Annotated in this window: 21 protein-coding genes; 1 reads left to right on the forward strand and 20 read right to left on the reverse strand. The window is 39.2% G+C overall.

Annotation, left to right across the window (positions count from 1 at the left end; all coding sequences use genetic code 11):
• Window positions 1-7: 7 nt before the first annotated feature.
• The 15 genes from UFO1_RS15290 to UFO1_RS15360 all read right to left on the reverse strand — a co-directional run bounded on the left by UFO1_RS15290 (window position 8) and on the right by UFO1_RS15360 (window position 16929).
• On the reverse strand, window positions 8-853 hold the full coding sequence (locus UFO1_RS15290) for a fumarate hydratase (protein ID WP_038672167.1): 846 nt from the start codon (window positions 851-853) through the stop codon (window positions 8-10).
• Between the two features lie 264 nt (window positions 854-1117).
• Window positions 1118-2521: an aspartate ammonia-lyase gene (locus tag UFO1_RS15295; protein ID WP_038672169.1), complete on the reverse strand. Its 1404-nt coding sequence runs from the start codon at window positions 2519-2521 to the stop codon at window positions 1118-1120.
• A gap of 119 nt (window positions 2522-2640) precedes the next feature.
• Window positions 2641-3690: a [citrate (pro-3S)-lyase] ligase gene (gene citC, locus UFO1_RS15300; RefSeq protein ID WP_038672171.1), complete on the reverse strand. Its 1050-nt coding sequence runs from the start codon at window positions 3688-3690 to the stop codon at window positions 2641-2643.
• Window positions 3691-3692: 2 nt separating this feature from the next.
• Window positions 3693-5234 carry a citrate lyase subunit alpha gene (gene citF / locus UFO1_RS15305; RefSeq protein ID WP_084159844.1) on the reverse strand — a complete coding sequence of 514 codons (1542 nt, stop codon included), beginning with the start codon at window positions 5232-5234 and terminating at the stop codon, window positions 3693-3695.
• A complete protein-coding gene (locus tag UFO1_RS15310) occupies window positions 5234-6106 on the reverse strand; it encodes a CoA ester lyase (protein ID WP_038672175.1) in 873 nt (290 codons plus the stop codon). The genes citF and UFO1_RS15310 overlap by 1 nt, the downstream gene beginning before the upstream one ends.
• Window positions 6106-6399 carry a citrate lyase acyl carrier protein gene (gene citD, locus UFO1_RS15315; protein ID WP_038672177.1) on the reverse strand — a complete coding sequence of 98 codons (294 nt, stop codon included), beginning with the start codon at window positions 6397-6399 and terminating at the stop codon, window positions 6106-6108. Before citD ends, UFO1_RS15310 begins: the two co-directional genes overlap by 1 nt.
• 112 nt (window positions 6400-6511) lie before the next feature.
• Complete coding sequence (locus UFO1_RS15320) at window positions 6512-7417, reverse strand: lantibiotic ABC transporter (protein WP_038675273.1); 906 nt, start codon at window positions 7415-7417, stop codon at window positions 6512-6514.
• Window positions 7418-7447: 30 nt separating this feature from the next.
• Window positions 7448-8698, reverse strand: a complete 1251-nt coding sequence (locus UFO1_RS15325; protein ID WP_038672179.1) for a methylaspartate ammonia-lyase — start codon at window positions 8696-8698, stop codon at window positions 7448-7450.
• 89 nt (window positions 8699-8787) lie between these two features.
• Window positions 8788-10242 (reverse strand): methylaspartate mutase subunit E, encoded by a 1455-nt coding sequence (locus UFO1_RS15330; RefSeq protein ID WP_038672181.1) that lies wholly within the window; start codon window positions 10240-10242, stop codon window positions 8788-8790.
• A 5-nt stretch (window positions 10243-10247) separates the two neighbouring features.
• Window positions 10248-11630: a methylaspartate mutase accessory protein GlmL gene (glmL, locus tag UFO1_RS15335; RefSeq protein ID WP_038672183.1), complete on the reverse strand. Its 1383-nt coding sequence runs from the start codon at window positions 11628-11630 to the stop codon at window positions 10248-10250.
• Window positions 11631-11643: 13 nt separating this feature from the next.
• Complete coding sequence (glmS, locus tag UFO1_RS15340; RefSeq protein WP_038672185.1) at window positions 11644-12060, reverse strand: methylaspartate mutase subunit S; 417 nt, start codon at window positions 12058-12060, stop codon at window positions 11644-11646.
• Between the two features lie 48 nt (window positions 12061-12108).
• Window positions 12109-13065, reverse strand: coding sequence for a GntR family transcriptional regulator (locus tag UFO1_RS15345; RefSeq protein WP_038672187.1), 957 nt, complete (start codon window positions 13063-13065; stop codon window positions 12109-12111).
• Between the two features lie 290 nt (window positions 13066-13355).
• On the reverse strand, window positions 13356-14435 hold the full coding sequence (locus UFO1_RS15350) for a type II asparaginase (RefSeq protein ID WP_038675275.1): 1080 nt from the start codon (window positions 14433-14435) through the stop codon (window positions 13356-13358).
• A 186-nt stretch (window positions 14436-14621) separates the two neighbouring features.
• Window positions 14622-15479 carry a response regulator gene (locus UFO1_RS15355; protein ID WP_038672189.1) on the reverse strand — a complete coding sequence of 286 codons (858 nt, stop codon included), beginning with the start codon at window positions 15477-15479 and terminating at the stop codon, window positions 14622-14624.
• Between the two features lie 103 nt (window positions 15480-15582).
• On the reverse strand, window positions 15583-16929 hold the full coding sequence (locus UFO1_RS15360; RefSeq protein ID WP_236639215.1) for a HAMP domain-containing sensor histidine kinase: 1347 nt from the start codon (window positions 16927-16929) through the stop codon (window positions 15583-15585).
• Between the two features lie 295 nt (window positions 16930-17224).
• Here UFO1_RS15360 and UFO1_RS15365 point away from each other — a divergent pair, with 295 nt between their 5' ends.
• Window positions 17225-18478: a dicarboxylate/amino acid:cation symporter gene (locus UFO1_RS15365; protein WP_038672191.1), complete on the forward strand. Its 1254-nt coding sequence runs from the start codon at window positions 17225-17227 to the stop codon at window positions 18476-18478.
• A gap of 83 nt (window positions 18479-18561) precedes the next feature.
• Here UFO1_RS15365 and UFO1_RS15370 read toward each other — a convergent pair whose 3' ends face one another.
• From UFO1_RS15370 to UFO1_RS15390, 5 genes are read right to left on the reverse strand one after another with little or no spacing between them, the layout of a single operon-like run.
• The gene (locus tag UFO1_RS15370) at window positions 18562-19041 is read right to left on the reverse strand and encodes a metallophosphoesterase (RefSeq protein ID WP_038672193.1); all 480 of its coding nucleotides are present in this window, start codon (window positions 19039-19041) and stop codon (window positions 18562-18564) included.
• Window positions 19038-19634 carry an XTP/dITP diphosphatase gene (locus tag UFO1_RS15375; RefSeq protein WP_038672195.1) on the reverse strand — a complete coding sequence of 199 codons (597 nt, stop codon included), beginning with the start codon at window positions 19632-19634 and terminating at the stop codon, window positions 19038-19040. The genes UFO1_RS15370 and UFO1_RS15375 overlap by 4 nt, the downstream gene beginning before the upstream one ends.
• Window positions 19631-20374, reverse strand: a complete 744-nt coding sequence (rph, locus tag UFO1_RS15380) for a ribonuclease PH (RefSeq protein ID WP_038672197.1) — start codon at window positions 20372-20374, stop codon at window positions 19631-19633. The genes UFO1_RS15375 and rph overlap by 4 nt, the downstream gene beginning before the upstream one ends.
• Window positions 20375-20403: 29 nt before the next feature.
• Window positions 20404-21720: a histone deacetylase gene (locus UFO1_RS15385; protein ID WP_038672200.1), complete on the reverse strand. Its 1317-nt coding sequence runs from the start codon at window positions 21718-21720 to the stop codon at window positions 20404-20406.
• Window positions 21720-23378, reverse strand: coding sequence for a hydantoinase/oxoprolinase family protein (locus tag UFO1_RS15390; RefSeq protein WP_038672202.1), 1659 nt, complete (start codon window positions 23376-23378; stop codon window positions 21720-21722). Before UFO1_RS15390 ends, UFO1_RS15385 begins: the two co-directional genes overlap by 1 nt.
• Window positions 23379-23460: the final 82 nt, after the last annotated feature.

Here is a 23460-nt window from a genome sequence, read left to right on the forward strand (position 1 = left end):
ACACCTCCTACAGTTCAACTTCAGCATGCCTTGTGGCATGGCAGTTAATATTAACAGCAACTGGTAATCCAGCAATGTGGGTAGCAAAATATTCAACATTTACTGCCAATGCAGTCGTTACGCCACCTAAGCCTTGAGGCCCTACACCCGTTTTATTAACCATTTCCAGCAGCTCTTCTTCTAATTTAGCATAATCAGGATTTTCATTACGTTTATTCACAGAACGTAATAACGCTTTTTTTGCTAATATTGTGGATTTTTCCATAGTGCCACCAATACCAACACCTATGACCATCGGAGGACAGGCGTTAGGACCAGCTGTCTTCACTGTATCAAGAACGACTTTTTTCACACCTTCAACGCCATCAGCAGGTACGAGCATTTTTAAAGCACTCTTATTTTCGCTACCGAAACCTTTAGGTGCTAATTTAATCTTAACTTTGTCACCAGGAACAATGCTAGTATGTAAAATAGCAGGGGTATTGTTGGTTGTATTTTTACGGTTAAATAAAGGTTCGCCAACAACTGATTTACGTAAATAGCCTTCTGTATAGCCTTTGGCAACACCAGCATTTACTGCCTCTTCCAAACTGCCACCTACGAAATGAACATCTTGTCCTACTTCCATAAATACTACTGTCATCCCTGTATCTTGACAGATAGGTCTTTGTTCATTTTTAGAAATATTAGCATTTTCCACTAGTTTCCCAATAATTTCTTTACCAAGGGCTGATTCTTCTTTTCTTCCAGCTGACACTAACGCATCATAAACGTCCTCGGATAAATAATAGCAAGCATCCATGCACATCTTTGCTATCGCCTGAGTAATTTGCTCTACCTCAATTGTACGCATGCTCATCCCCCTATTCTAATATACAAGTGTATTATATCACAAACTTTTCAGGTAAACCACTTAATTGCTATGATAAGATAAAATTTATAGAATATTTGCGTTATGTAATTTCTACCATAGCAACGAAGAAATGTTTAACTTCCATGGCTACCTGGCAGCATTTTGACCAATGTCACTTAAATATTACAAATTTGCGGTCAAAAAGTACTACCACTACAGTAAGTATCCCTTTTGACCGCAAATATAATTCATCATATCATCTAGTTATTTTAAAAATTGTTTACCTGCAATACCTGGTTGTGTCATTTCACCTGGCGATAAAATAATTTCTAATTGATCTGCGGTAAGTAACTTTTTAGAAATAACTAACTCTCTAACAGAAGCTCCTGTTTTTAACGCCTCTTTTGCAATAATTGAAGATTGTTCATAACCGATATGAGGTAATAATGCGGTAACAATGCCAACACTCTTATCAATCATTTCACGGCAACGTTCTTCATTGGCTTCAAGATCTTTCACACATTTGTAATTAAAAGTATTAATTACATTCGTTAAGATCGTTAAGGAATTAAAAAGATTATATGCCATTACTGGCTCCATAACATTAAGTTCAAACTGTCCATTTTCTACAGCCTGGCTAATAGCCAAATCATTGCCCATAACTTGATAAGCTACTTGGTTCACAGTTTCGGGAATAACAGGATTTACTTTCCCAGGCATAATGGAAGACCCAGGTTGTTTCGCCGGCAAGGATAGTTCCCCTAATCCACAACGCGGACCTGATGCCATAAGCCTAATATCATTAGCAATTTTACAGAATGCTAACGCAGTGACCTTTAAGGCACTTGAAAACTCAGCAATTTGATCTGTATTTTGGGTAGCATCCACTAAATCAATGGCTGATTGAATCTCTTCACCTGTTAGCTTAGAAAGTTCTTCTACTACATATTTAATATATTCAGGTTCTGCATTTAGACCCGTACCAACTGCCGTAGCTCCCATATTTACAAAATGCATATTCCGCACATTTTCTTTAACCCTTTTAACCGCACGCTTTGTGGCTTGCGCATAGGCGTAAAACTCCTGACCTAAAGTAATGGGCACAGCATCTTGCAAATGAGTACGTCCCATTTTTAAAATATGATTAAAGCTATCACCTTTTGCTGTAAAGGTAGCTTCCATTTCTTCTAACGCAGCAATTAGTTTTTTTGCTTTTGTAATTGTACAAATACGCATAGCTGTTGGCATTACGTCGTTTGTAGATTGAGCCATATTTACATGATTATTAGGTGAAATCAGAGCATAATCCCCTTTTTTCTCACCTAAGATTTCAAGGGCACGATTGGCAATTACTTCGTTGGCATTCATATTCATGGATGTACCTGCTCCACCTTGAATACAATCAACGACGAATTGGTCATGTAATTTGCCTGCAATGATTTCTTCTGCAGCTTGTACGATGGCATTACCAATTCTGCTAGGCATACGTCCAGTTTTCATATTCGCTTTGGCCGCTGCCGCCTTTACAATACCAAAGGAAATGATAAAATCATCATTTAATCTATGTCCAGTAATCACAAAGTTTTCTAATGCTCTAGTTGTTTGTACTCCGTAATAAACTTCATCTTTTATTTCAATTTCGCCAAGAAAATCATGCTCTAAACGCACAATACAGCACCTCCACTAGTTTTTTCACCTTATTATAGCATGGCCTATGTATTTTGTATACAATATTCTTTCAATTCGTTACAAAATTCATTCTATTCTAATAAGAGAAAATAACCTTCTCAATGTCGTGATGCACTGGCTTTTATTTTCTCTATAATTTGGGTGGCTGCCGGTGAACGTAAATACTGATAGGTAGTCTCAGGTACTAAAGTTCTTATTTCTTCCCATCCATCTTGTCTGATAAGCTCCCGCACTCTAGAGGCACTTACAACACTGCCTTGAATGGCAATCCTTGGCATTTCGAGCACATCAATATGATAAGTTGGTAAAATAGAGAGCATTGCTTCATTATATGCTCTTGTTACCGCACAATAAGGTTCATCTCCCACATACCGGCGGGTAATGCCCATAGCTGGCGCTATATATTGAGCAAATACAGTAACATCGAGTCTAGTTTGCGCTGTTACCGTTTCATCTCCCCTTGTAAAGTAACCAGGGAAGGTTGCGGCAGATACAATATATTTACCGCCAGGAATAACCATTATATTATCATAAGCAGCCAATCCTTCCTTTACCAAGCGAAAGCGAACATCAAAAGGAAACAAGGAACCTTCCTCACTTACTACCAATACAATAACAGCTGCATTTTCTTTGGCTGCTTTTGCAATGACTGCCTGATGCCCTAAAGTAAAAGGATTACAATTTACCACTAAAGCTGCCCGATTTCCTGCAGGTAAATTGGCCACCTGAGCAGCCAATTCCTTGCAATAGGTAGTAATTGATCCAATACCAGATTCCAATAGGACTGCGAAAGGCAGAGCCCTAGCGATTTCCTTGAAACCTAATTCTTTAAACAAATGTGCTTTGTCCGGTTTGGTGAAAATGAAGTAGTGATAAATGCCACGCCGTCCAGCTTCCTGCATTAAATGACTGATTACTGCTGATGTCAAACCCTCTCCCTGCAGGGATTCGTCAATGGCGATATTTCTCAATATTTCTCCTGACAAAGAACCTGTAGCTACGATCTTATCTTCTTTATATAAAGCCATAGTATAATCTACTTTTTCGTTAAAAGTCAGTGAAAACCGGGATAAGAATTCCCTTACAGCGGTAACCTGTCTATCATTATTGAGGTTAATCACTCGCTCTTCTATATTACCCCATAACATAATTAGGCCTCCACTTGACGCACAACATCAATAATTGTGCCATCACGATACTCTACCACCGCAACAATATTTTCTCCAGTTTTTAAGTTTTTAGGTGTTCCTGCTATTTTCTCGGCTAATTGTTTTAGTTCGCTTATATCTTTAACAGGTAGGCCAGCCGCAACTAACCTTTCTCTTAGATCGACTCTTCTAGGATTGACAGCCACACCCCGTTCTGTAACAAGGATGTCAATGGTCTCACCAGGCGTAGTAGCAGTCAGCACTTTATCCACAATAATCGGCAGACGACCACGCAATAAGTTCGCCACAACAATAGTTACTTTTGCACCAGCTGCCGCATCCGCATGACCACCTGAGCCCCCCATAATGACACCATCAGAACCAGTAACTACATTTACATTAAAATCAGTATCCATTTCAGTAGCGCCTAAGATTACCACATCTAGCTTATTAACGGCACAACCTGCATTAAAAGGGCTGGCATAAAAATCTGCACCAACTTCCAAGTGGTTTGGATTTTCTGCTATCGAACGAATGGCTTCTAAGTCAAAACCTTGAACATCCATTAGTTTTTTGAATAAGCCTTTTTCCAGCATATCTACCATATAGCCTGTAATACCACCTAAGGCAAAACTACCTACAATATTATCTTTTTCCATCATTTTGCGTACAATAGAAGCTGTTGCTAAAGAAGCACCACCTGCTCCTGTTTGGAAGGCGAAACCATCTTTCAAAAGCCCAGTAGCTTGAATGACTTTTGCTGCTGTTTCCGCAATTTTAAGTCCAACTGGATCTTTGGTAATGCGAGTTGTGCCCGATACAATCCCCTTTGGATCACCAACACAATCAACTTTTACTACATAATCTACCCGGGTTTGTGGTATTGAAATAGGGGACAAAGGATATTCGCCGAGAAAATCCGTAACAGCCACTACATGATCTGCATATTGGGCATCAGGAAATGCATAGCCTAATGATCCACAAGCGGCAGGTCCTTGCACACCATTCAAATTTCCGTATTCATCCGCTGCAGGTGCAGCAATAAAAGCGACATCGATTTTAAGCTGCCCACTCTCAATGGCCCTTCCACGTCCGCCATGGGTGCGCAATATTACTGGTTTTTCAAATAAACCGCGAGATACTGCCTGTGCGACTGGACCGGACATATAGTTGGTATCTAGTGCCGTTACAACACCATTTTTTACATGTTCAATCATCGGAGCATGAACAGGGAAAACAGAACTTAACGCCACTTTCAGATTTTTTAATCCTAACTGGGCAGCCGTTGCTAATACCATATTAACAACTCCATCTCCATTTCTAAAATGGTGATGGAAAGATAATGTCATACCGTCTGTTACTGGTATCTTTTTAAATACTTCTACTAAATTATCTACTAGTTTATTATCTGTAGGGCGCACACCTTTGACACTAGGTGCTTGCCTATTCATGTCTGGCTTTGTAGCAAAGGCACCCGCAAAAGGTTTAATTTTTCCAATGCCGGGAATATTTTCAGGTATTTCACGTCCAATTGCATTTTTCATTATTTTACCTCCTCAATCAAACCTAAAAGCCGTGCCAAATGTAAAATACGCTCTGCACGATTCACGATAGGTAAATCAACCATCTTACCATTCAAAGAAGCTACACCAGATCCTTCAGCTTCCGCTTTACGAATGGCGTGGATGACTTGCTCAGCCCAGTCAATGTCACTCATACTAGGATTAAAGACATTGTGAATTGTATCAATTTGCCTAGGATTAATGGACAATTTCCCTTTAAAACCAAGACTTTTAGCTAGTTTAGTATCAGCAAGTAATCCTTTCTCATCGTTAGCATCTGTGTAGGGAGTATCAATGGATTGAATCCCTGCAGCAGCTGCCGCATTAATCACAAGGGTACGTGCTGTAAAAATTTCATTTCCTTCTCTGGTACGCATAGCACCTAAGCCTGCCGTGTAATCTTCTGCTCCTAGGGATAGAGCAACCACTCGCTTATCCGCCTTCGCAATCGAATAGGCTTCGGCAATCCCACAAGGTGTTTCTAATAAAGCAATAATTTTTACTGGAGTCTGCCCTGGTTTTTCTACTGCCGCAATCATGGACACTACTTGATGAATATCTGCTGCACTTTCTACCTTAGGCACTAATATTGCATCAGGACAACAAGGAACAATTGCTTTAATATCTTCGGCAGCAAAAGTATCTAACGGATTAATCCGAACCACCTTTTCGCTAGTTCCATAATCCACTGTTTGTAAAGCATGAGCTATTAAAAACCGAGCCGCATCTTTTTCCATTGGAGCTACTGCATCTTCTAAATCCAGAATTACTGAATCTGCACCAAATACACCACCATTTTGTAACATGCCCGGATTATTTCCTGGAATAAATAACATACTTCTTCTCAAATCCATTACAGCATTTCCTCCTTTAGCACTGCACCAGCACGACTTAAGGCTGCCAGTAAACGAGCGCAAATCGTGCAATCCAAAGCTCCCCGATCCACTGCTTTTATATAAATATCTGTTATATCCTGTTTCTGAACCGTACTAAGTAAAATGGCTTTTATGTCTTCGCCATATTGGGCTAATACTATACTTTCTACTTCTATTACAATACCGCTATCTTTTGCACCAGGTGTAACTGTAATCATAACGTCGCTTGATTCTAACGTACCCGCTTGAGCCGTTTTGCTAATACTTGCCATTGATGTAGCCTCCTTATATAAGAAAAAACGAAATATACTCTAATGTTGATGCTCTTATGGGTACTGCCTTCAAGATGAAGACAGTACCCATTTATAGCTTAATTATACACTTTTACATAGAAGCATGATAGATCATGCCGGAAAAACCATCGAGATTTTCCACCTGAGGTCCTACTAAACCAATAATGAGATAGGTTTTGGTTTTCGGATCATATTTATATTCATACATTAATCGGAAGCCTTCAATATCTTCCGTGTTGTGTACGTGAGTACGAGGGCCTGTGCAAGCCCAAGAAACATCACCAATTTGAATATGACCTTCATCGGAATAACAAACCTTTACACCTTCATCAATGATGGCCCCGACCTTTTTTTCTACTTCTTTAAGATTCGCATCAAGTTCTACTGGATATTCTAACACAAAACCATGATGAACATCCCGATGTCCGAAAGGTAAAATAGCACCATAGTCTTTTAACAAAATACTTTCTGTTAAATCTTCAGCTGTATGAGCCATTTTACGATATCGTAATGTCTTGATTACCACGTCCGCAATTTCTTGGGGAAAAGGACCAAAAACATTAGGACGAACAACAATTACTTCTCCGCCTACACCTAAGAGTACATCTGCATTCATGCCCAGAATAGGATATAGTAAATCAAAATGCTCTACAATTACCCTCTTATCGTGAGAGAGTGCTTGCTTTATCGCCTCTGCTAATACATGAATTTGTGTGAATGCTAGTTCGAAGCGAACATCAATATGATAGGTATGACTGGTAAAAAAATCTTTTTCAATATTTTTCAATATTGGTAAAGGCCGTACATTCACCCCATCATCATCATTTGTTAATTCTAGCCCAGGAAACATCCCTTTAATTAAGGAAGATTTTCCTGCACCAGGACCACCTACGATGCCAATTAGCCGATCAAGGGGTGACAAATAGCGTTCGCTAATCTGCTGCCCCAAGACAAACATTCGATTGCGTCCTCTTGGTGCAAAATAACTAGCGTGCATTAGTTGTTCATGCATTAACATTCTCATATATTATGCCTTACGCGCCTGACGCACTGCTAAAATACGTTGCATTTCGTTATAAACGATCATTACACCTTCATCTACACCCATACCTGGTTTAGCCAACATTTGTACAGGTTTGGTTGCCATAGCAAGATGCACGCAAACTTGTGCTGAACGATCAGTTTCGTTGCAAGTACCGCCTTGGTATGCACCTACACCTTTTTCTTTACAATACAAGACAGCTTCAATAGTGTTATTAATACCACCCAAATCAGGAGTTTTAATTTGCAGCATATCGCCAGCATTGTTGTCAGCAAAATATTTAATATCTTCTAACGTATTACACCATTCATCGGCAACAACTTCTACATTGATTTTTTCTTCATGCAAGCGAGCTGTTATTTCTTTTAAAGCTAACATTTGTTTTTCGCGATCTTCTACATCCATAGGTCCTTCAATTCTAAGTTTCAAAGGAGCTGCAGCTTTTTCTAATTTTGCAAAATAGCTTACCATCTTTTCAGTATCAAGATTAAACGCTGCGCCAATTGTACCATATACATCAATATGAAGTACTGGATTATAGGACTCGCTAGTACGCAAGCTCAATACACGATCTTTAAGCCATGTAACATATTCTAGTAATAATTCGCCGTTTTTACCTAGTTTTTCTTCTACATTATTAATCAAAGCGTGAGGCAGAACTTGAGCACCTTTGATGATCATTTTGTCAGCGTTATCATAACGATTGTCCCCTGATTGAGTAAAGATGTTGATTTCTTCTTCACTAACTGTAGTGTTGTATTCTTCAGCAACTACTTCACACATCAATTTATGTTTTGCTTTGGATACCGCATCTAAGATAGCTTGGGTTACACCATAACGTAATGCAGTATGAATTAATTTGCCTGATTTAGCATCTTTCATGCTATCAATTTCTTCAGCTAATTCTCTGAAAGAATTTAGTTCACGTCCTACTAAACGAGGTTTAATTTCTTGCTCAATTACAGGAATAAAATCTTCTGCTAAAAATAAAGGATCACGTCCGCCTGCTCCGCTATATTGTACTGCTGCGCAATCTCCATATGCTACTTGTCCATCTTCCAGAAGAATCATAACAGATACTGCTTCACCAGACTGACGAATAGAGTGAAATCCTGGAGTAACGGGATCCCCTACATACGTAAAACCATCATGTTGAGCACCAGCTTTAATAGCCCGTTGATCATCAAAATAAAAACCTGTACGACCTTTAGAACATACAACGTTTACAATTTTCATTATTACACTCTCCCTACTTATTTTCATGATGACAGGCAAAAAGTACAGTACTTTTTACCTGTCATTCTTAATTATTTGTTGTTCTTATCTTACTTGTTAGGTCTGCCGACTAAGCGACCTTTTGAAATGGCATAAATGTCATCAATAACCATTTGGAAACTTGCTTTACGGCCTTCAGCTTTAGCACGCTCATCAATTTTACCTTTATGGAAATCAATTATATCTTGCGTGAATGGCAGATTTCCTACATCAAATAAACGTACAGCGCCATTATTATCACGAGCTGGCAAAATTTTATTCAATGAATATTGGCTAGGAGCGAATGGTACGTCAAGTACGCCTGCTTCAAAAGCACGAACGCTGCCGACTGCATAATCTCCGTTACCAAGTGCAAATACTTTATCTAAAATACAACGTGTTTCCGCTTTGATCATCGCTACTTCTATATCTACTTCTGCAGTCATAGGGAATGGCTGATCTGCCAGCATATTAATTAATTGTTTTGTTGCACGAAGCCCCATAGCATTCGCTTCTTTGGTTGGAATACCTAAAGCTTCATGAGGAGTCTTAACGATAACTTTTGTAGCTTTCGCTAATGCAGCAGCTGCCGCACCCCAAGAAATTACAGCAAAAGCCTTCGCTTCATCTTGCGGGAAGCCCCCCATCCATTGATGGAATACAGTTGTTAATACACAATCGCCATAACCGTGTTTTGCTAAATATTCTTCAGCCAATTGTTCCAATGCTTTAATGGCTGCGACATCCTGGAACAAGTTACCACATTGGCCATAGCCCAAAGTGATATTTTTAACACCTTGTTCAGCTGCTAAAATACCTTCGATAATAGCTACTGCATGGGAAACACAAGGTGGTACTAAGGTACCAGTTAATGGTCCAAATGGCTCACGATTAATTTCAATACCATGCTCTGCATAAATACCCACTAAGCGGTCATTATACTGCCAGTCTAAAATTGTTTTTTCTAACGATACACTTTTTGCATAAGGGATATTGTAGGAAATACCGCCACCTTCGTAGGAGGTAAAACCACCAGCCAAAGTAATTTCCGTTAATAAACGAGCATCAGGAGTACCATGACGTACTTGTAAAGGACCATCAACACTTTCTACTAATTTACGTACACCATGAACACCATGATTTACTGCAGGAAAGCCATTAAGTAGAGAACGACCAGCTTTCATGCTTTCTTCAATCGCATTAGCACAATTTTCGTATTGATTTTGACGAGTATAACTATCAATAGTAGTAGGCAGAAGATCAGCTTCCCCTTCTTTACGTAAGAAATTTAGAAGATTAATATGTTCATCTAATAACGCTACCCCTGCTCTAGGTTGTGTTAATGTTTCACCATTCTTTTTCGCTTTTACTAAACGTTTTGCAAAATGTTTTTTAGCTGGAATCGTTTCATGATATTTTACGGCTTCCTCAAAATTTACATCTGCACCTGTTGGCCAATGATTTATAATCTCTTTGCGTACAGCATAAAATTCATCATGGGTCCACTTCTTATTTTTTAATTCCACAACTGTTACCTCCGCACAATATATTTTTTCATCATTCTTACTGCAATATCAGGATATTCTTCACCTAACAGCCCCATAGATGCCATAATATAGTCTTCGTCAATTAAGAACTTAGGACATCCTGGTTTTAACATAGTCGGTGTACTTTCGCTATATGTCGCGCCTTTTAAAATCTCATTGGGTTGTTCATGGTGGACAATCACACCACCAGTTCCTACCACTGTTTGTACCTCACTTAGGTCTTTCCCTTTTTGTACATAAGCGGAACCAGCTAGAGTAAATACAGTTTCAAGTTGTCCGACATGACGTTCTACCGCCAAGCAGGTACAAACTCTCCCCATAGAAATTTCCACTTTTCTTTCTACATCATTTTGCGGTAAATATTCGATATTTTCTTCAACTTTTTTCACATAGGCTGCTACATCGTCTTCAGAAACGCCCGCATAATCTGCAATTCTTTTTACACTGGCTGCTCTGACTAAGGCTGTTGCGCTATAGCGCATTCCTAGGTCGCCTTCTACTGTACGTTTAGCAAAGGGTTCTGGCAGGCCTCTTAGGGCAACATTGTTTTTGGTTGGATCACCTTTGGCTATAGAATATACATCCGTAGTGGCCCCGCCAATATCAATTACCATAAGATCTCCCAAACCTGATTCGTACTGGGTACCTTTTCCTAATAATTCAGCAGCCTTTAGCACTGCAGCTGGTGTTGGCATCACCATGCGGTCCACAAATTGATTCGCCCGGTTGAGACCCTTTGCTTCCACAATACGTCTTAAAAACACACCGCGGATAGTTTCTCGGGCTGGCTCAATATTTAATTCATTTAGCTTAGGCATTACATTTTCTGTATGTACCACCTCTGTCATACTTTCGGATAAAATTCTAACAACCTGTGGTGCTACAGACTTATTACCTGCTACAATGACGGGAATATCTTTACCAAGATTCGTCAGCATTCTGGCGTTATGCAATATAACTTCCTTATTACCACCATCTGTACCGCCAGCCAATAAAATAATTTCAGGATTTAAATCAGCTATTTCTTTTATTTCATATTCATTTAATTCATTACCATAAACACCCATTATCTTGGCACCAGCCCCTAAAGCAGCTCTTTTAGCTGCTTCCGCTGTAAGTTCAGGGACTAATCCGACGGCTACCATTTTCAAGCCACCAGCTGCACTAGAACATCCTAATACCTTTATAAATTCAAGCTTACCAGTTTTTGAAAATAATTCGCCTAAAGCTTGATTAAGTCCTTCCATAATATCAGTTTCTACAGTGGTAATACCACGAGCAGTACCTAATACTATTTCTTTTTCAATATCCACTGCGGTAATCTTGGTGTAGGTACTACCAAAATCAATCAGTAAAATATTTTTCATCACAAAGACTCCCTTACATACCTAAATCATTCTTTAAATCAATCACGACTTGATCTGGAAGTATGCCTGGCTCATATACTCTGTCATAACCCATTTCAATAAATTTATTGTGTACTTCAGTAAAATCAGTTTTACCAACTACCAAATTACCACCAACGTACAAGAGAATATCGCCTAGACCAGCCTCACGACAACGATCTTTCAATCCACGGCAATCAATTTCTCCATGTCCATAAAGAGATGCTACTAGAATAGCCTTTGCATCTGTTTCAATAGCGGCATTTACAAACTCTTCTTGTGGAACGAGTACCCCTAAATTGATTACTTCAAATCCTGCGGCACTTAACGCATAATTTAAAATTTTGTTACCCACAGCGTGACAATCGGCTCCAATAACTCCCAAAACCACTTTAACTTTACTGTTTTCCATCCTAACTACTCCTTTGTCATTAAATTCTACATGTAGTATTTTCATCATTTAGAGTGCCTGGCTAATCAATTTCATCATAACCTGATTTAAAGATCCACGATCAATTTCATAATAGAAAGTAATAACTTCGTGAACATCACTAACCATTTGGCGTACGAGCATCTCACGCTCTTCACTAACAATTACTACCTTATAATCAGCAATAAAAGCACTTACCTCTGCATAGTCACTTGATTGTATCACTTTAAAATCTAGGTGATTGATCGCCGTTTTTTCCAATAACTTCTTTAGATTAGCTACGAATTCATTGGATTTCGCTACAATTGGCACTTGGGTATTGGCAGGTAAGCGAGCTAATTTGATAACCGCTTCCAGATTTGGTACAGTAGCTACCCCAATGACCTTGTGTGCATTACCCATTAAACCAACTACTGTTGTTTGGTGCACCAGAGTAGTAACAACCAAATCACATGCCTGTAATAATTCAATAGGTATTTTTCCTGCTACTAATTCAGATAATATTACCGTTTCAAAACGCACATTTGCAATTTGCCCAATCTGATTAATAAAACGTTGAATATATTCTGAAGCACAGTCGACGACAGCTACTCGCAGCTCTTTTACTGCTTGATTTTTCTCTATAGCTCGTATACTGGCAATAGCAGCAAATTGATCCACTGTAAAACCTAGTTCTACTACTTTGGACATTGCCTCATCAATAATTTTAACCAGTCGTTCTCTTTTGCCGCCCACTACTGTGTCGTTTGCATCATCAGTAGTGTTTTTCACATAAGTTCCCCGCCCTTGCTGTGCTTCCAGCACACCTTCAAGCAGCAATTCCTTATACGCGGCACTCACAGTATTCCGACTGACTTCCAATATAGTGGATAATTCTCGCTCAGTTGGAATCTTGGCTCCAGGAAGATACTCTCCAGATTTTATTTTGTCCAAAACATAACTTTTAATCTGCAAATAGATTGGAATACCCACTCGCTGTAAAATCATTTCTGCACCTTCCAAATTGGATTAATCCATTGATCCAATTTATTGTTCATGTCTTATTATGTCATATCTTTTAACAAAAGGCAATATCTTTTTTACTAAATTGGGTAAAGAATCTGAAAAATCTAATTGTTAATTTTGTATCCTTGTTCTATAAATAAATCATAGATTTTATTATTAAATACTAGGATACCTATCAAATAAAGGGTCCATGTTAACTCAGCACTAGGCTGGTAACATGGACCCTTTATACTTTTAGCTATTCTTCTATTTAGAATTTACTTAAAAGCTTTTTAATATTCCCAAAACATCCGTTGGATTTCTTTTACATCATTTGTTTTGGTGAGCGCTAGCATCAATAATATGCGGGCCTTTTGAGGATTTAAGTTATCACTAGCGATGAAACCATATTTATCATCATCTGCTTCCCCATTGCGAGCAATAATGCCGCTGCCAACGCGAGCACTTCTTACTACTACTACACCTTTTTTAAGAGCATTTTCAATTGCTGGGTATTCCGCTTTACCAATACTACCATCACCAGTTCCAGCATGGACAATACCTTTTGCGTCTGCATGTACAGCAGCATCAATCATCGTACCAGCGTTACCAGCATAGTGGTAAACAATATCAACACGAGGTAGCGTAGTCAAGTTCGTAACATCAAATTCTGTAGCAGTAGTATTTTTACGTAAGGATTGGCGATAGAATACAGGTTTGTCACCCGTGAAAACACCAAGTGCACCAATAATAGGAGCTTGGAAGGTATCTACGCGGTCCGTAATTGTCTTTGTTACTTCCCGACCAGCATTAATGGTATCGTTAAGCATAACCATTACACCTTTACCAGCAGCTTCCTTTGTACCAGCAAGAATTACAGCACGGTACAGATTGAGAGGACCATCAGCACTCATAGCGGTGCCAGGACGCATGGATCCAACTAGGACAACAGGTTTATCACTTTTTACCACTAAATCAAGGAAATATGCAGTTTCTTCTAATGTATCAGTACCATGAGTAATAACAATACCATCTACATTATCTTGAGCAAGAAGTTGATTAACGCGTTTTGCTAAAGTAAGCCAAATGTCCATTGTCATGCTTTCACTAGCAATTTGAGCCACTTGCTCTCCGCTTACATTTGCCACCTTTGTAAGCTCAGGAACGTTGGAAATAAGCTTGTCTACCGGGGTTACAGCAGCGGTGTAACCAACTGTTGTGGTACTAGTAACACCTGCACCTGCAATGGTGCCTCCAGTCGCAAGAATTACAATATTAGGTTTTGCTGGGGCCTCTGCCGCAAGCACGACAGCTTGAAAACTAAAAACCAGTAGACATAATGTAACGAAAATTCCTAGGATGCGTTTGTTAATCATAATACCACTCCTCTTTAAAAATTTTTAATCGTCAATTTGACAATTAAATAGTATTTCTTCAGTACTTTTGTAAATCCTTCCAACCTAAGTAGACAATTTTATAAAATTTTAAATTTTCAATTAAATATATACAAAAATAATGATCCTAACTACTTACACTCAGGTAGTAGCCAGGATCGAGCTTTAATGTTCAGCAATAAACAATAAACCTTCAATAAACTTCTTTACATTGATTTTTCCACGGTATTGACTTTTTCCTTGAATAAAATTCATTTCTTGCCTTACCTCTTTGAAGTCAAATAAGGAAGAACTATGAGATTGGAATGTTTCATTATAGTAATCATCAATTCCAACATTGGCAAGGTTGTGCAGCCCTTTCATAGTGGTGCGTCGCACACGTTGTTCAATGGATTTTGCATCTTGTCCTAATTCTTCTGCCATTTCCTGATATATATCAATTAATTGATAGGACTTGCTTTCCGTTCCTTGCTTAATAAGTAACTGTACCATCCGGTAAATATCCTTTACCCCCGCCTCCCCAATGATTCCTAGATCCGAGAACACTTTGTAAATACGGCTCTTTTGTGTATTTTTAGCCCCCTCATCCACTGTCCGAACATGGGAAAACTGTGAAATGGTCTCTTGCATTAAAGACATAAGCTGTTTCAATTTTCGATGTTCTCGCACTTTATTAATAACAGAGACAGTTTCGATTACATTAATTGGCTTATGTATAAAAAATTCGATCCCCGCTTTGTAAGCCTGGGTAATTAGCTGTTCACTAGTGGCCTCTGAAACCATAATAAAAGAGGTGTTCGTTCCGGCTGCTGTCACTTTTTCAATTAATTTTACGCCATCTTGTCCTGGCAGCAGTAAATCAACTAGTGCAATGTCAGGCTGACATTCTTGTATCACTTTTTCCCCTTTTAATCCATCATTGCACTCCTCAATTACGACTCCTAATTCATTTTGTTTAATAATTCGTTGAAGTATCCTACAGATACCAGCATCATCATCCACAATTACAAAACGTAAGGACATTGTAACGCACCTACTTTCTAATAAAAAAAATACCAATCCCAAATTCCGAATTGTTGTTTCACTAACAGCTAATACTATGAATTGGAATGAATTATTAAATTTGCTATTTATTCATGTCATTTCCCTCTACGATTATACTAGAGCGGGGAAGTGCAATAAAAAACCTAGTGCATATACCCGGATTCGATTCTACCCGAATAGTACCACCGAATAATTCAATATAATCTTTCACATGAGCTAAACCAAGCCCAGTTGATATTTTACCAGTCCGTGGTGAAAATTTTGTGGAATAGCCGGGGTTAAAAATCAAATCAAACTCTTCTTGATCAATACCCGTGCCGTTATCTTCTACGCAAAAAAACACCTCATCCTTTGATGTGGTTTCCGTCACTCTAATCATTCCATTGTCACCGCAGGCCTCAATGGAGTTGATAAGTAGGTTGTCCAGTATAGAGACTAAAGTATAATGCCTGTCGGTAATAAAATCTTCTGTTTGTTCATAGGTCACACTAATTTTTTTATTTATGACATTAAGGTAGCGTATCGTATTTTGTTCAATAATATACAAAATATCAGACAGCTTTATCTCTTGCGCCTTACTTGTTGTCTTGAGAATGTTTTCAATTCCTGTCTTAACACGGTAATAATCTTTTTTCACCTCATGAATTTCTCTTGCAACTCCTAAAGCCTGGTCAGCTAATAATGGCTGGGCTTGATGGATTTCTTGTTTTTGAGAATTCAATTGTGTATAAAGTAAATAGGCTTTTTCCATAACATCTTCAATGTCTTGGGATGATTTCTCAAGATAAAATAATTCGCTCTTCAATTTGGCTACCATAAGAGTCTGTTCAATGTAGCGTTCTGCTTGCTCATTAGCTAATATGAAAGATTGATACTGTTTTAACACATAGTAACCAATGGTAGCTAAAATCGCTCTTACAACCGCTACTACTATAATACTGGGTAGAATCAGAGCAAATTTAGCAGGGATTAACTCTGAACGGAAGAGAAGCTCTACCACATTACTGATAATATCAGTCATACTTAAAAGCAGAATCAATTCCAGTATATTATCGGTACGATCGCGAACCGATAATAGATAAAACAAGGAACCAAAGGAAATATAATATGCCAAAGCAGGTAAATTCGTTAAAATGGCACCTGTGTAGCTATTGGCACCCGATAAAAAGTCAATTGTTGTCCGAAAAATTAAAATTACCAATCCTGTGATTACTGTGCCAGAAACGATGGGTAATTGTTCAAAGAATAATAAGAAGGTTGTCAATAATACAATAGCTAAGGTAAAACGAAAGTAACTACCAAAAGGATAAATATATACTATGCTAGTTAAGGTTACAAGCAACACTGTGCTTAATAAGGGTTTCTTTTTTTCCCATACTTCTTTGATAAAATTGCTGACCTTATTCACTTTTTCTAAGAAAGAAACCAATTTGAACAATCTCCTTTTCCAGTCCTCTTCTTTTACTATTTCGACAGCTAAGAGTAGAACCCCTACTACAATGCATACTATTTCTTTACAATTCTGAATTGCATGATAATAATTCAGAATTGCATAATAACTTTTTGTTGTTTGCTGTAGTTTACTAATAGTCTCTATATTATACTGAACGCAGTTAATATTGCAACAATCCCAAACTGGACGCAAAAGACATTGACCAAGGCAATGCCTTGATCGATATATTATCCTTAGTAACAAGATATCAAATTAAAAGGGGGATTGCTTTATGGAAAAAGGTAAAAAGGGTATAGGTCTTACAACTCAAATTTTTATCGCTCTTATTCTAGGTATTGTTTTCGGTTATGTTTTCCCTGCCTATGGCCAAGCATTAAAACCAGTTGGTGACGCATTCATCCGTATGATCAAGATGATTGTTGTACCTCTAATTTTCAGTTCTTTAATCATGGGTATCGCAGGTACTGGTGACTTTAAAAAACTGGGCCGTTTAGGTGCGAAAGCGATTATCTGGTTTGAAGTAGCAACTACACTGGCATTATTTGTTGGTATGTTTGTTGCAAATACTTTCCAACCGGGCGTTGGTGTTGCTCTTGCAACCGGAACTGATGTTAGCAGCGCTGCAGCAGCAGCCAAGAAAACCATTAGTATGGTGGACATGTTCGTTAACATTGTTCCAACTAATATTGTTGATGCAATGGGTCGCGGTGATATGCTCCAAATCATCTTATTCTCTACTTTCTTTGGTGTAGCGGCAGCTCACATGGGAGCAAAAGGAAAACCTGTAGTTGATCTTGCGATCAGCGTAGCTGAAATTATGTTTAAATTTACTTGGTATGTAATGAAGTTGGCTCCTCTTGGCGTATTTGCCTTAATCGCATTTACAGTTGGTAAATTTGGTTTAGGTATGCTGATTCCTCTAGCTAAACTCATCGGATCTTTGTATTTCGCTTTAATATTGTTTATCATTCTACTTTTAGCATGTGCATCTCTTATCATTCGGATGAATTTCTTCCAGCTGTTAAGAGCAATTAAAGAACCAATCTTGATTGCCTTCTCTACTGCATCTAGTGAAGCAGCATTGCCGATTGCTATGGAAAAATTAGAACAGTTTGGTGTTCCTAAACATATCGTTACTTTCGTATTACCTACAGGATATACTTTTAATCTAGATGGTTCTACATTATATAGTGCATTGGCAGTTATCTTTATTGCCCAAGTATATAATATTGACTTCCCAATGTCTACTCAGCTAGTTATGCTAGTCACTCTTATGATGTCAACAAAAGGTATTGCGGCAGTACCTGGTGCATCCTTGATTGTTATTGCTGGAACAGCTGCAGCCTTTGGCTTACCAGTAGAAGGTATTGGTATTATCCTTGGTGTTGACCGTATTCTTGACATGGCTCGTACAGCTTGTAACTTAATTGGTAACTGTGTAGCTGCAGTAGTTGTAGCTCGCTGGGAAAATGAATTACCTGACGAAGTTCTCAAACTAGCTTATGCAAAAAATTATGACGACTAAAAAATAATATAAACAATTCTTAAAAAAAGCGCCTTACGGCGCTTTTTTCTTTTAACAAACTAACTTGAATACTGTTCGTTTTTTTATAGACCAATTTCAATAATTTGTTCCGTTATTTTACCCTCATTAGTAATTTCTATAACACCACAAGTCCCAGAACCTACACGTGGCTCAGCGGCACTACCTGGGTTAAAAATTAGTAAACCTTCATACCAAAGCTGATCTGGTATATGCGTATGTCCATAAATAATAATGTCCACCTCATACTGCCTACCCCATTCTATCAAATCACCCGCACCTTGTTTTACACTATAACGATGTCCATGGGTCAGCCAAATTTTCTTACCAGCAACTTCTATAAACTCATCGATTTTTGCAGAAGTCTGCCCATCACAATTTCCTTTTGCAGCAAACACAGGAACAGCTACTAAACTAGCTAAATACGCTGCATCCTGACTATAATCACCAGCATGTAACCACATATCGGCATTCGGAACTACCTTAACCGCTTGTTTGATTGATGCTCGGTCACCATGGGTATCACTGATGACCCCTATTCTCATTTTAAATACTCCCCTAGTCTACTAGCCATACCTTTTAAGGCCTCTCCTCGATGACTAATCTTATTTTTTTCAACTTTTGAACATTCCGCCATTGTTTTTCCCATTTCAGGCATAAAAAACAATGGATCATAACCAAAGCCCTCTGCCCCCCGCATCTCTTGACCAATAACCCCTTCTTTACTCCCATCAACAGTGATAATCGTTCCATCTATATCTGCAAAAGCCAAAACACAGCGAAACCTAGCACTCCGCTTATTGCTTGGAACGCCTGCTAATTCTGCTAATAATTTTTGATTATTCATTGCATCATCTGCATCTTCGCCAGCATAACGTGCAGAGTAAATACCTGGCGCTCCACCTAAGGCATCTACTTCTAATCCAGAATCATCAGCCAAACAAGCTTTTTTAGTATAAAAAGCATAATGCTCCGCTTTTATCTTAGCATTTGCTGCAAAACTATCACCATTTTCCACCGCTTCAGGAATATCACCAAAATCACCTAGTGCCAATATTTTAACTGGTAACTTGGCCAACACCAATGCAATCTCAGCTATTTTGCCTTTATTGGTCGTTGCCACCACTATTTCTTTCATGGTTCACGTCCTACCTTCCACGACAAGGGTCCTAGTACATCTTTTTGATAATCAATCAATTGCTCAACCGCCTTTTCGGCAACTTCGAGCATTTGCTGTAACTCTTGACGGCTATAGGGACGTTTCTCTCCTGTACCCTGCACCTCGACAAATTGTCCACTCCCAGTCATTACAACATTCATATCTACCATGGCTGCCGAATCTTCCTCGTAACATAGATCAGCAATCACTGTGTCCTTTACCACACCAATACTCACAGCAGCCAAGAATTCTTTTACCGCAAATGGTTTTTCATTATTCGTATAAACGCTATTTATGGCATCTACCATAGCAACAAAAGAACCTGTTATCGCCGCCGTTCTTGTCCCTCCATCAGCCTGTATTACATCACAGTCAATCCAAATCGTCTTTTCACCTAGCGCTTTTAAATCTACTACACTCCGTAGAGCCCTGCCAATTAGCCGTTGTATTTCATGGGTTCGACCTGTCACTTTTCCTCTAGCCGATTCCCGAACGTTACGAACTTGTGTAGAGCGTGGCAACAGGGAGTATTCAGCAGTAATCCAACCTTCCCCGGTGCCTTTCATAAAATGGGGTACTTTATCTTCGATAGTAGCAGCGCATATCACTTTAGTATTACCAACTTCAATTAGCACTGATCCTTCAGGATATTTTAAATAATTGCGAGTGATCTTTACAGGGCGCATAGCACCAGCCTCTCGGCCATCCAATCGATTCATTGTTTTTTATTCCTCCTCAAATTTGACGCTTACATTATTTCCAGCCTATCTTCCATCTTATTTTGTACAAAATATAGCTGCTGCTTTCCTTGTTTCTTTGCCTTATATGCCGCATCATAAGCTGCCTTTTGACAAGTTGGACAAGCATAATTGGGGATCGTAGCAATATAAGCAGATTTATAACCAAACATACCATGTGCCTCTGTTTCTATCGTAACATATCCAGAACAGTTAGGACATAAACGTACCACTTCTTTTTGCCGTTCATCTATGCCGGCATCGTCATAATAGATGCTACGCTCTCTTTGCCAAAATTGACCGGCCTGGGCAATTGCCTCTTGTTGCAGTTTTTCTTTTGTAGCCCACATATTTTGCCGTTCTTTTATTATAGCAGTTATGGAGCGAGTGACAGCAGAAGATTGAACGGGGCAAGTAGCAATATCAGGCTCAATGACTTTACTATAGTCCATTCCAGCCATCGCTAATATAATTCCTACATTCACGTAAGGCAGAGCATTCTCAATCGAATACCCCCCTTCTAATACTGCAATATCTGCCTTTAATTTATCAGCAAGCCTAGCATATCCTTGCGCCGTAATTGCCATATTCGCCAAGGGATCACTATAATGATTATCTTGCCCAGCCGAGTTAATAATAATATCCGGCTTAAAGTCATTTAGGACTGGCAAAATTAAATGATCTAGTACCTCGTGAAGGCCAGCATCTGTAGTTCCAGGCGGCAGGGGAATATTTAAAGTCGTACCAAGTGCATTGGGACTACCCATTTCATTAGTAAAGCCAGTTCCTGGATACAGCGTACGTCCATCTTGATGAAAGGAAATAAACAAGGTATTAGGATCATGATAAAAAACATCTTGGGTGCCATCTCCATGATGTACATCAGTATCTACAATAGCAACTTTACCAATGCCATAGGTCTTACGTAAATACTCCACCATAATTGCCTCAATATTAATTGTACAAAACCCTCTCGTACCATGGACCACACGCATAGCATGATGTCCTGGTGGACGTACTAGAGCGAATGTCCTATCCACTTCGCGCCTCATTACTGCATCTGCAGCAGCAATGGCGCCGCCAGCAGAAACAAGGTGAGCATTTGTAATAAGTGACGATAAATCTGGAACACCAATATGTACTCGCTCTAAGTCTTTATACTGCGCTATTTGGGGTTTATATTCTCTTATACAGGGCATGTCGAGCAAACCCTCTTCCACAATTTGATCCCTAGTATATAATAACCTTTCTTCGCGCTCAGGGTGGGCTGGACTAATAGCCCAATCAAAAGCCGGGAAAAAAACTAATCCTAACTTTTGGTTAGCCACTAGAACACCTCCTTACTAGGCAACAATACACCGGGCTTAACTTGTAACCGGCAGGTTATAATCTTCCCCACCGTATTAAAACCACGGATTACATTAAATTCTTCTGCCTGTATTAATTCTGTCTCACCAAGAAAAATTCCGTTGACTTTTGCTAACTCTGCTAAATGCTGCTCAGCTAGTAAGGAAGCATCTTCTAAGGTAAATCTAGACTTTGGCAGTCTACTTTTTATATCTAGTTCGGCAACGGTATAATATCCCTCTACCGTATCTGCTCTTAACGTAAGGTCTAATGTAGGCCTAGCTACCGCTGCACCAATCGCATTGGCTACCATACCATGATCTGGAAGATGGTAACTTAGCCCCATCTTCTTGGCAACCAAAGGTATAAGCCCTATGGCTCCGCCTCCAACACCAAGAATTTGTTCAATATTTATTCTCCTGCCCTGCACAATATCTTCTACCCGATATACGGGCTCAGCCTCCTGCTCAGCCAACAAGGACATCACAGCCTGGTATATGCAAGTAACAGCCTCATCCAATGCCATATTTGCTACTTCATACGGTGTTTGCCCTTCTAAGGCTAACTCCTTCATAGCATTTATCGCCAATTGTTTATCACCAAACTCAATCAATCCAATAGCAATCATCGCATCGGTTATCGTTGGTTTAGACCCGCCGACAGCCATGGCAGGACCATAACGCACGGGACCAACCTTTAAAGCATTCTTTTCCCACCGCACGAAACTATCGCCACCGATTCCTATAGATTTAAGGCGAAACGCACGAACTGATGTTGCATAGCCAGCAACCTTAGCTCCCTGTTCAGCAAAAATAGGTGTACCTTTCTGCCATAATGCAATATCTGTAGTAGTACCTCCAATATCAAGTGAGACAGCAGGACCTCTCGTAGGATGCATGGACATAATACCTAGTACACTCGCTGCTGGACCAGTAAAAATAGCTTCTACTGGAAATTCGCGAGCAACTGCCAAAGGTAAGGTTCCACCATCTGCTTTTAATACATATACAGGGCCACAGATTCCCCTCGATAATAAAGCATCTTCCACCGCCGTAGCGAATTGATTAAAATGACGCCATACCGCTCCATTGTAATATGCTGAGTTTGTTCGCCGCAAGAAATTAAGAGATCCTGATACCCTTGCCCCTAAACTGATATGACTTGGTTTGACCTTTTCCCTGATCCAATCAGCAATCATCGATTCATAACTAGAGTTACGCACGGCAAATTTCCCGGAAATAGCAAAAATATCACATGACGAAAAATGACGACATGCTGCCATCACTTCTTCCTCTTTCGGCCGAGCAACCTCATGGCCACGGTGATCAATATAGCCCGATACAATATAGGGGGCTTTGGGTAACGCATCTTTTATATTCATTCCTGGCCCTGGCATAATGCATAAGCCAACCTTATCAATCTTGTCTTCAACTAAGGCATTGGTAACAATCGTAGTGGATAGTGCGATTCTTTCAAAATTTTTATTCCCAGTATCCAGAACTACTTTATCAATTGCTCTTAAGATGCACTCTAGAAGATTATTATGAGTTGTGGGGGTTTTTACTGTACTGATAATTTTTCCTGCCGACACCGCTACACCATCAGTAAATGTACCACCTACATCAAGCCCTAAGAACATATACTATCCCCTCTTTTTTTAGGAATATACAGATATACTTTCTAAAGACTGCCTTGATATCATTTAATTCTACAATAAAAAT

The organism is Pelosinus sp. UFO1, assembly GCF_000725345.1.
Classification (GTDB): domain Bacteria; phylum Bacillota; class Negativicutes; order DSM-13327; family DSM-13327; genus Pelosinus.

Bases quoted from the DNA above. Each gene is read 5' to 3' on its own strand.
- UFO1_RS15290 (WP_038672167.1), bottom strand. From the start codon at position 853: ATGCGTACAATTGAGGTAGAGCAAATTACTCAGGCGATAGCAAAGATG.
- citC (WP_038672171.1), bottom strand. From the start codon at position 3,690: ATGTTATGGGGTAATATAGAAGAGCGAGTGATTAACCTCAATAATGAT.
- citF (WP_084159844.1), bottom strand. From the start codon at position 5,234: ATGAAAAATGCAATTGGACGTGAAATACCTGAAAATATTCCCGGCATT.
- UFO1_RS15310 (WP_038672175.1), bottom strand. From the start codon at position 6,106: ATGGATTTGAGAAGAAGTATGTTATTTATTCCAGGAAATAATCCGGGC.
- citD (WP_038672177.1), bottom strand. From the start codon at position 6,399: ATGGCAAGTATTAGCAAAACGGCTCAAGCGGGTACGTTAGAATCAAGC.
- UFO1_RS15320 (WP_038675273.1), bottom strand. From the start codon at position 7,417: ATGCACGCTAGTTATTTTGCACCAAGAGGACGCAATCGAATGTTTGTC.
- UFO1_RS15325 (WP_038672179.1), bottom strand. From the start codon at position 8,698: ATGAAAATTGTAAACGTTGTATGTTCTAAAGGTCGTACAGGTTTTTAT.
- glmL (WP_038672183.1), bottom strand. From the start codon at position 11,630: ATGAAAAATATTTTACTGATTGATTTTGGTAGTACCTACACCAAGATT.
- glmS (WP_038672185.1), bottom strand. From the start codon at position 12,060: ATGGAAAACAGTAAAGTTAAAGTGGTTTTGGGAGTTATTGGAGCCGAT.
- UFO1_RS15345 (WP_038672187.1), bottom strand. From the start codon at position 13,065: ATGATTTTACAGCGAGTGGGTATTCCAATCTATTTGCAGATTAAAAGT.
- UFO1_RS15355 (WP_038672189.1), bottom strand. From the start codon at position 15,479: ATGTCCTTACGTTTTGTAATTGTGGATGATGATGCTGGTATCTGTAGG.
- UFO1_RS15365 (WP_038672191.1), top strand. From the start codon at position 17,225: ATGGAAAAAGGTAAAAAGGGTATAGGTCTTACAACTCAAATTTTTATC.
- UFO1_RS15370 (WP_038672193.1), bottom strand. From the start codon at position 19,041: ATGAGAATAGGGGTCATCAGTGATACCCATGGTGACCGAGCATCAATC.
- UFO1_RS15375 (WP_038672195.1), bottom strand. From the start codon at position 19,634: ATGAAAGAAATAGTGGTGGCAACGACCAATAAAGGCAAAATAGCTGAG.
- rph (WP_038672197.1), bottom strand. From the start codon at position 20,374: ATGAATCGATTGGATGGCCGAGAGGCTGGTGCTATGCGCCCTGTAAAG.
- UFO1_RS15390 (WP_038672202.1), bottom strand. From the start codon at position 23,378: ATGTTCTTAGGGCTTGATGTAGGTGGTACATTTACTGATGGTGTAGCG.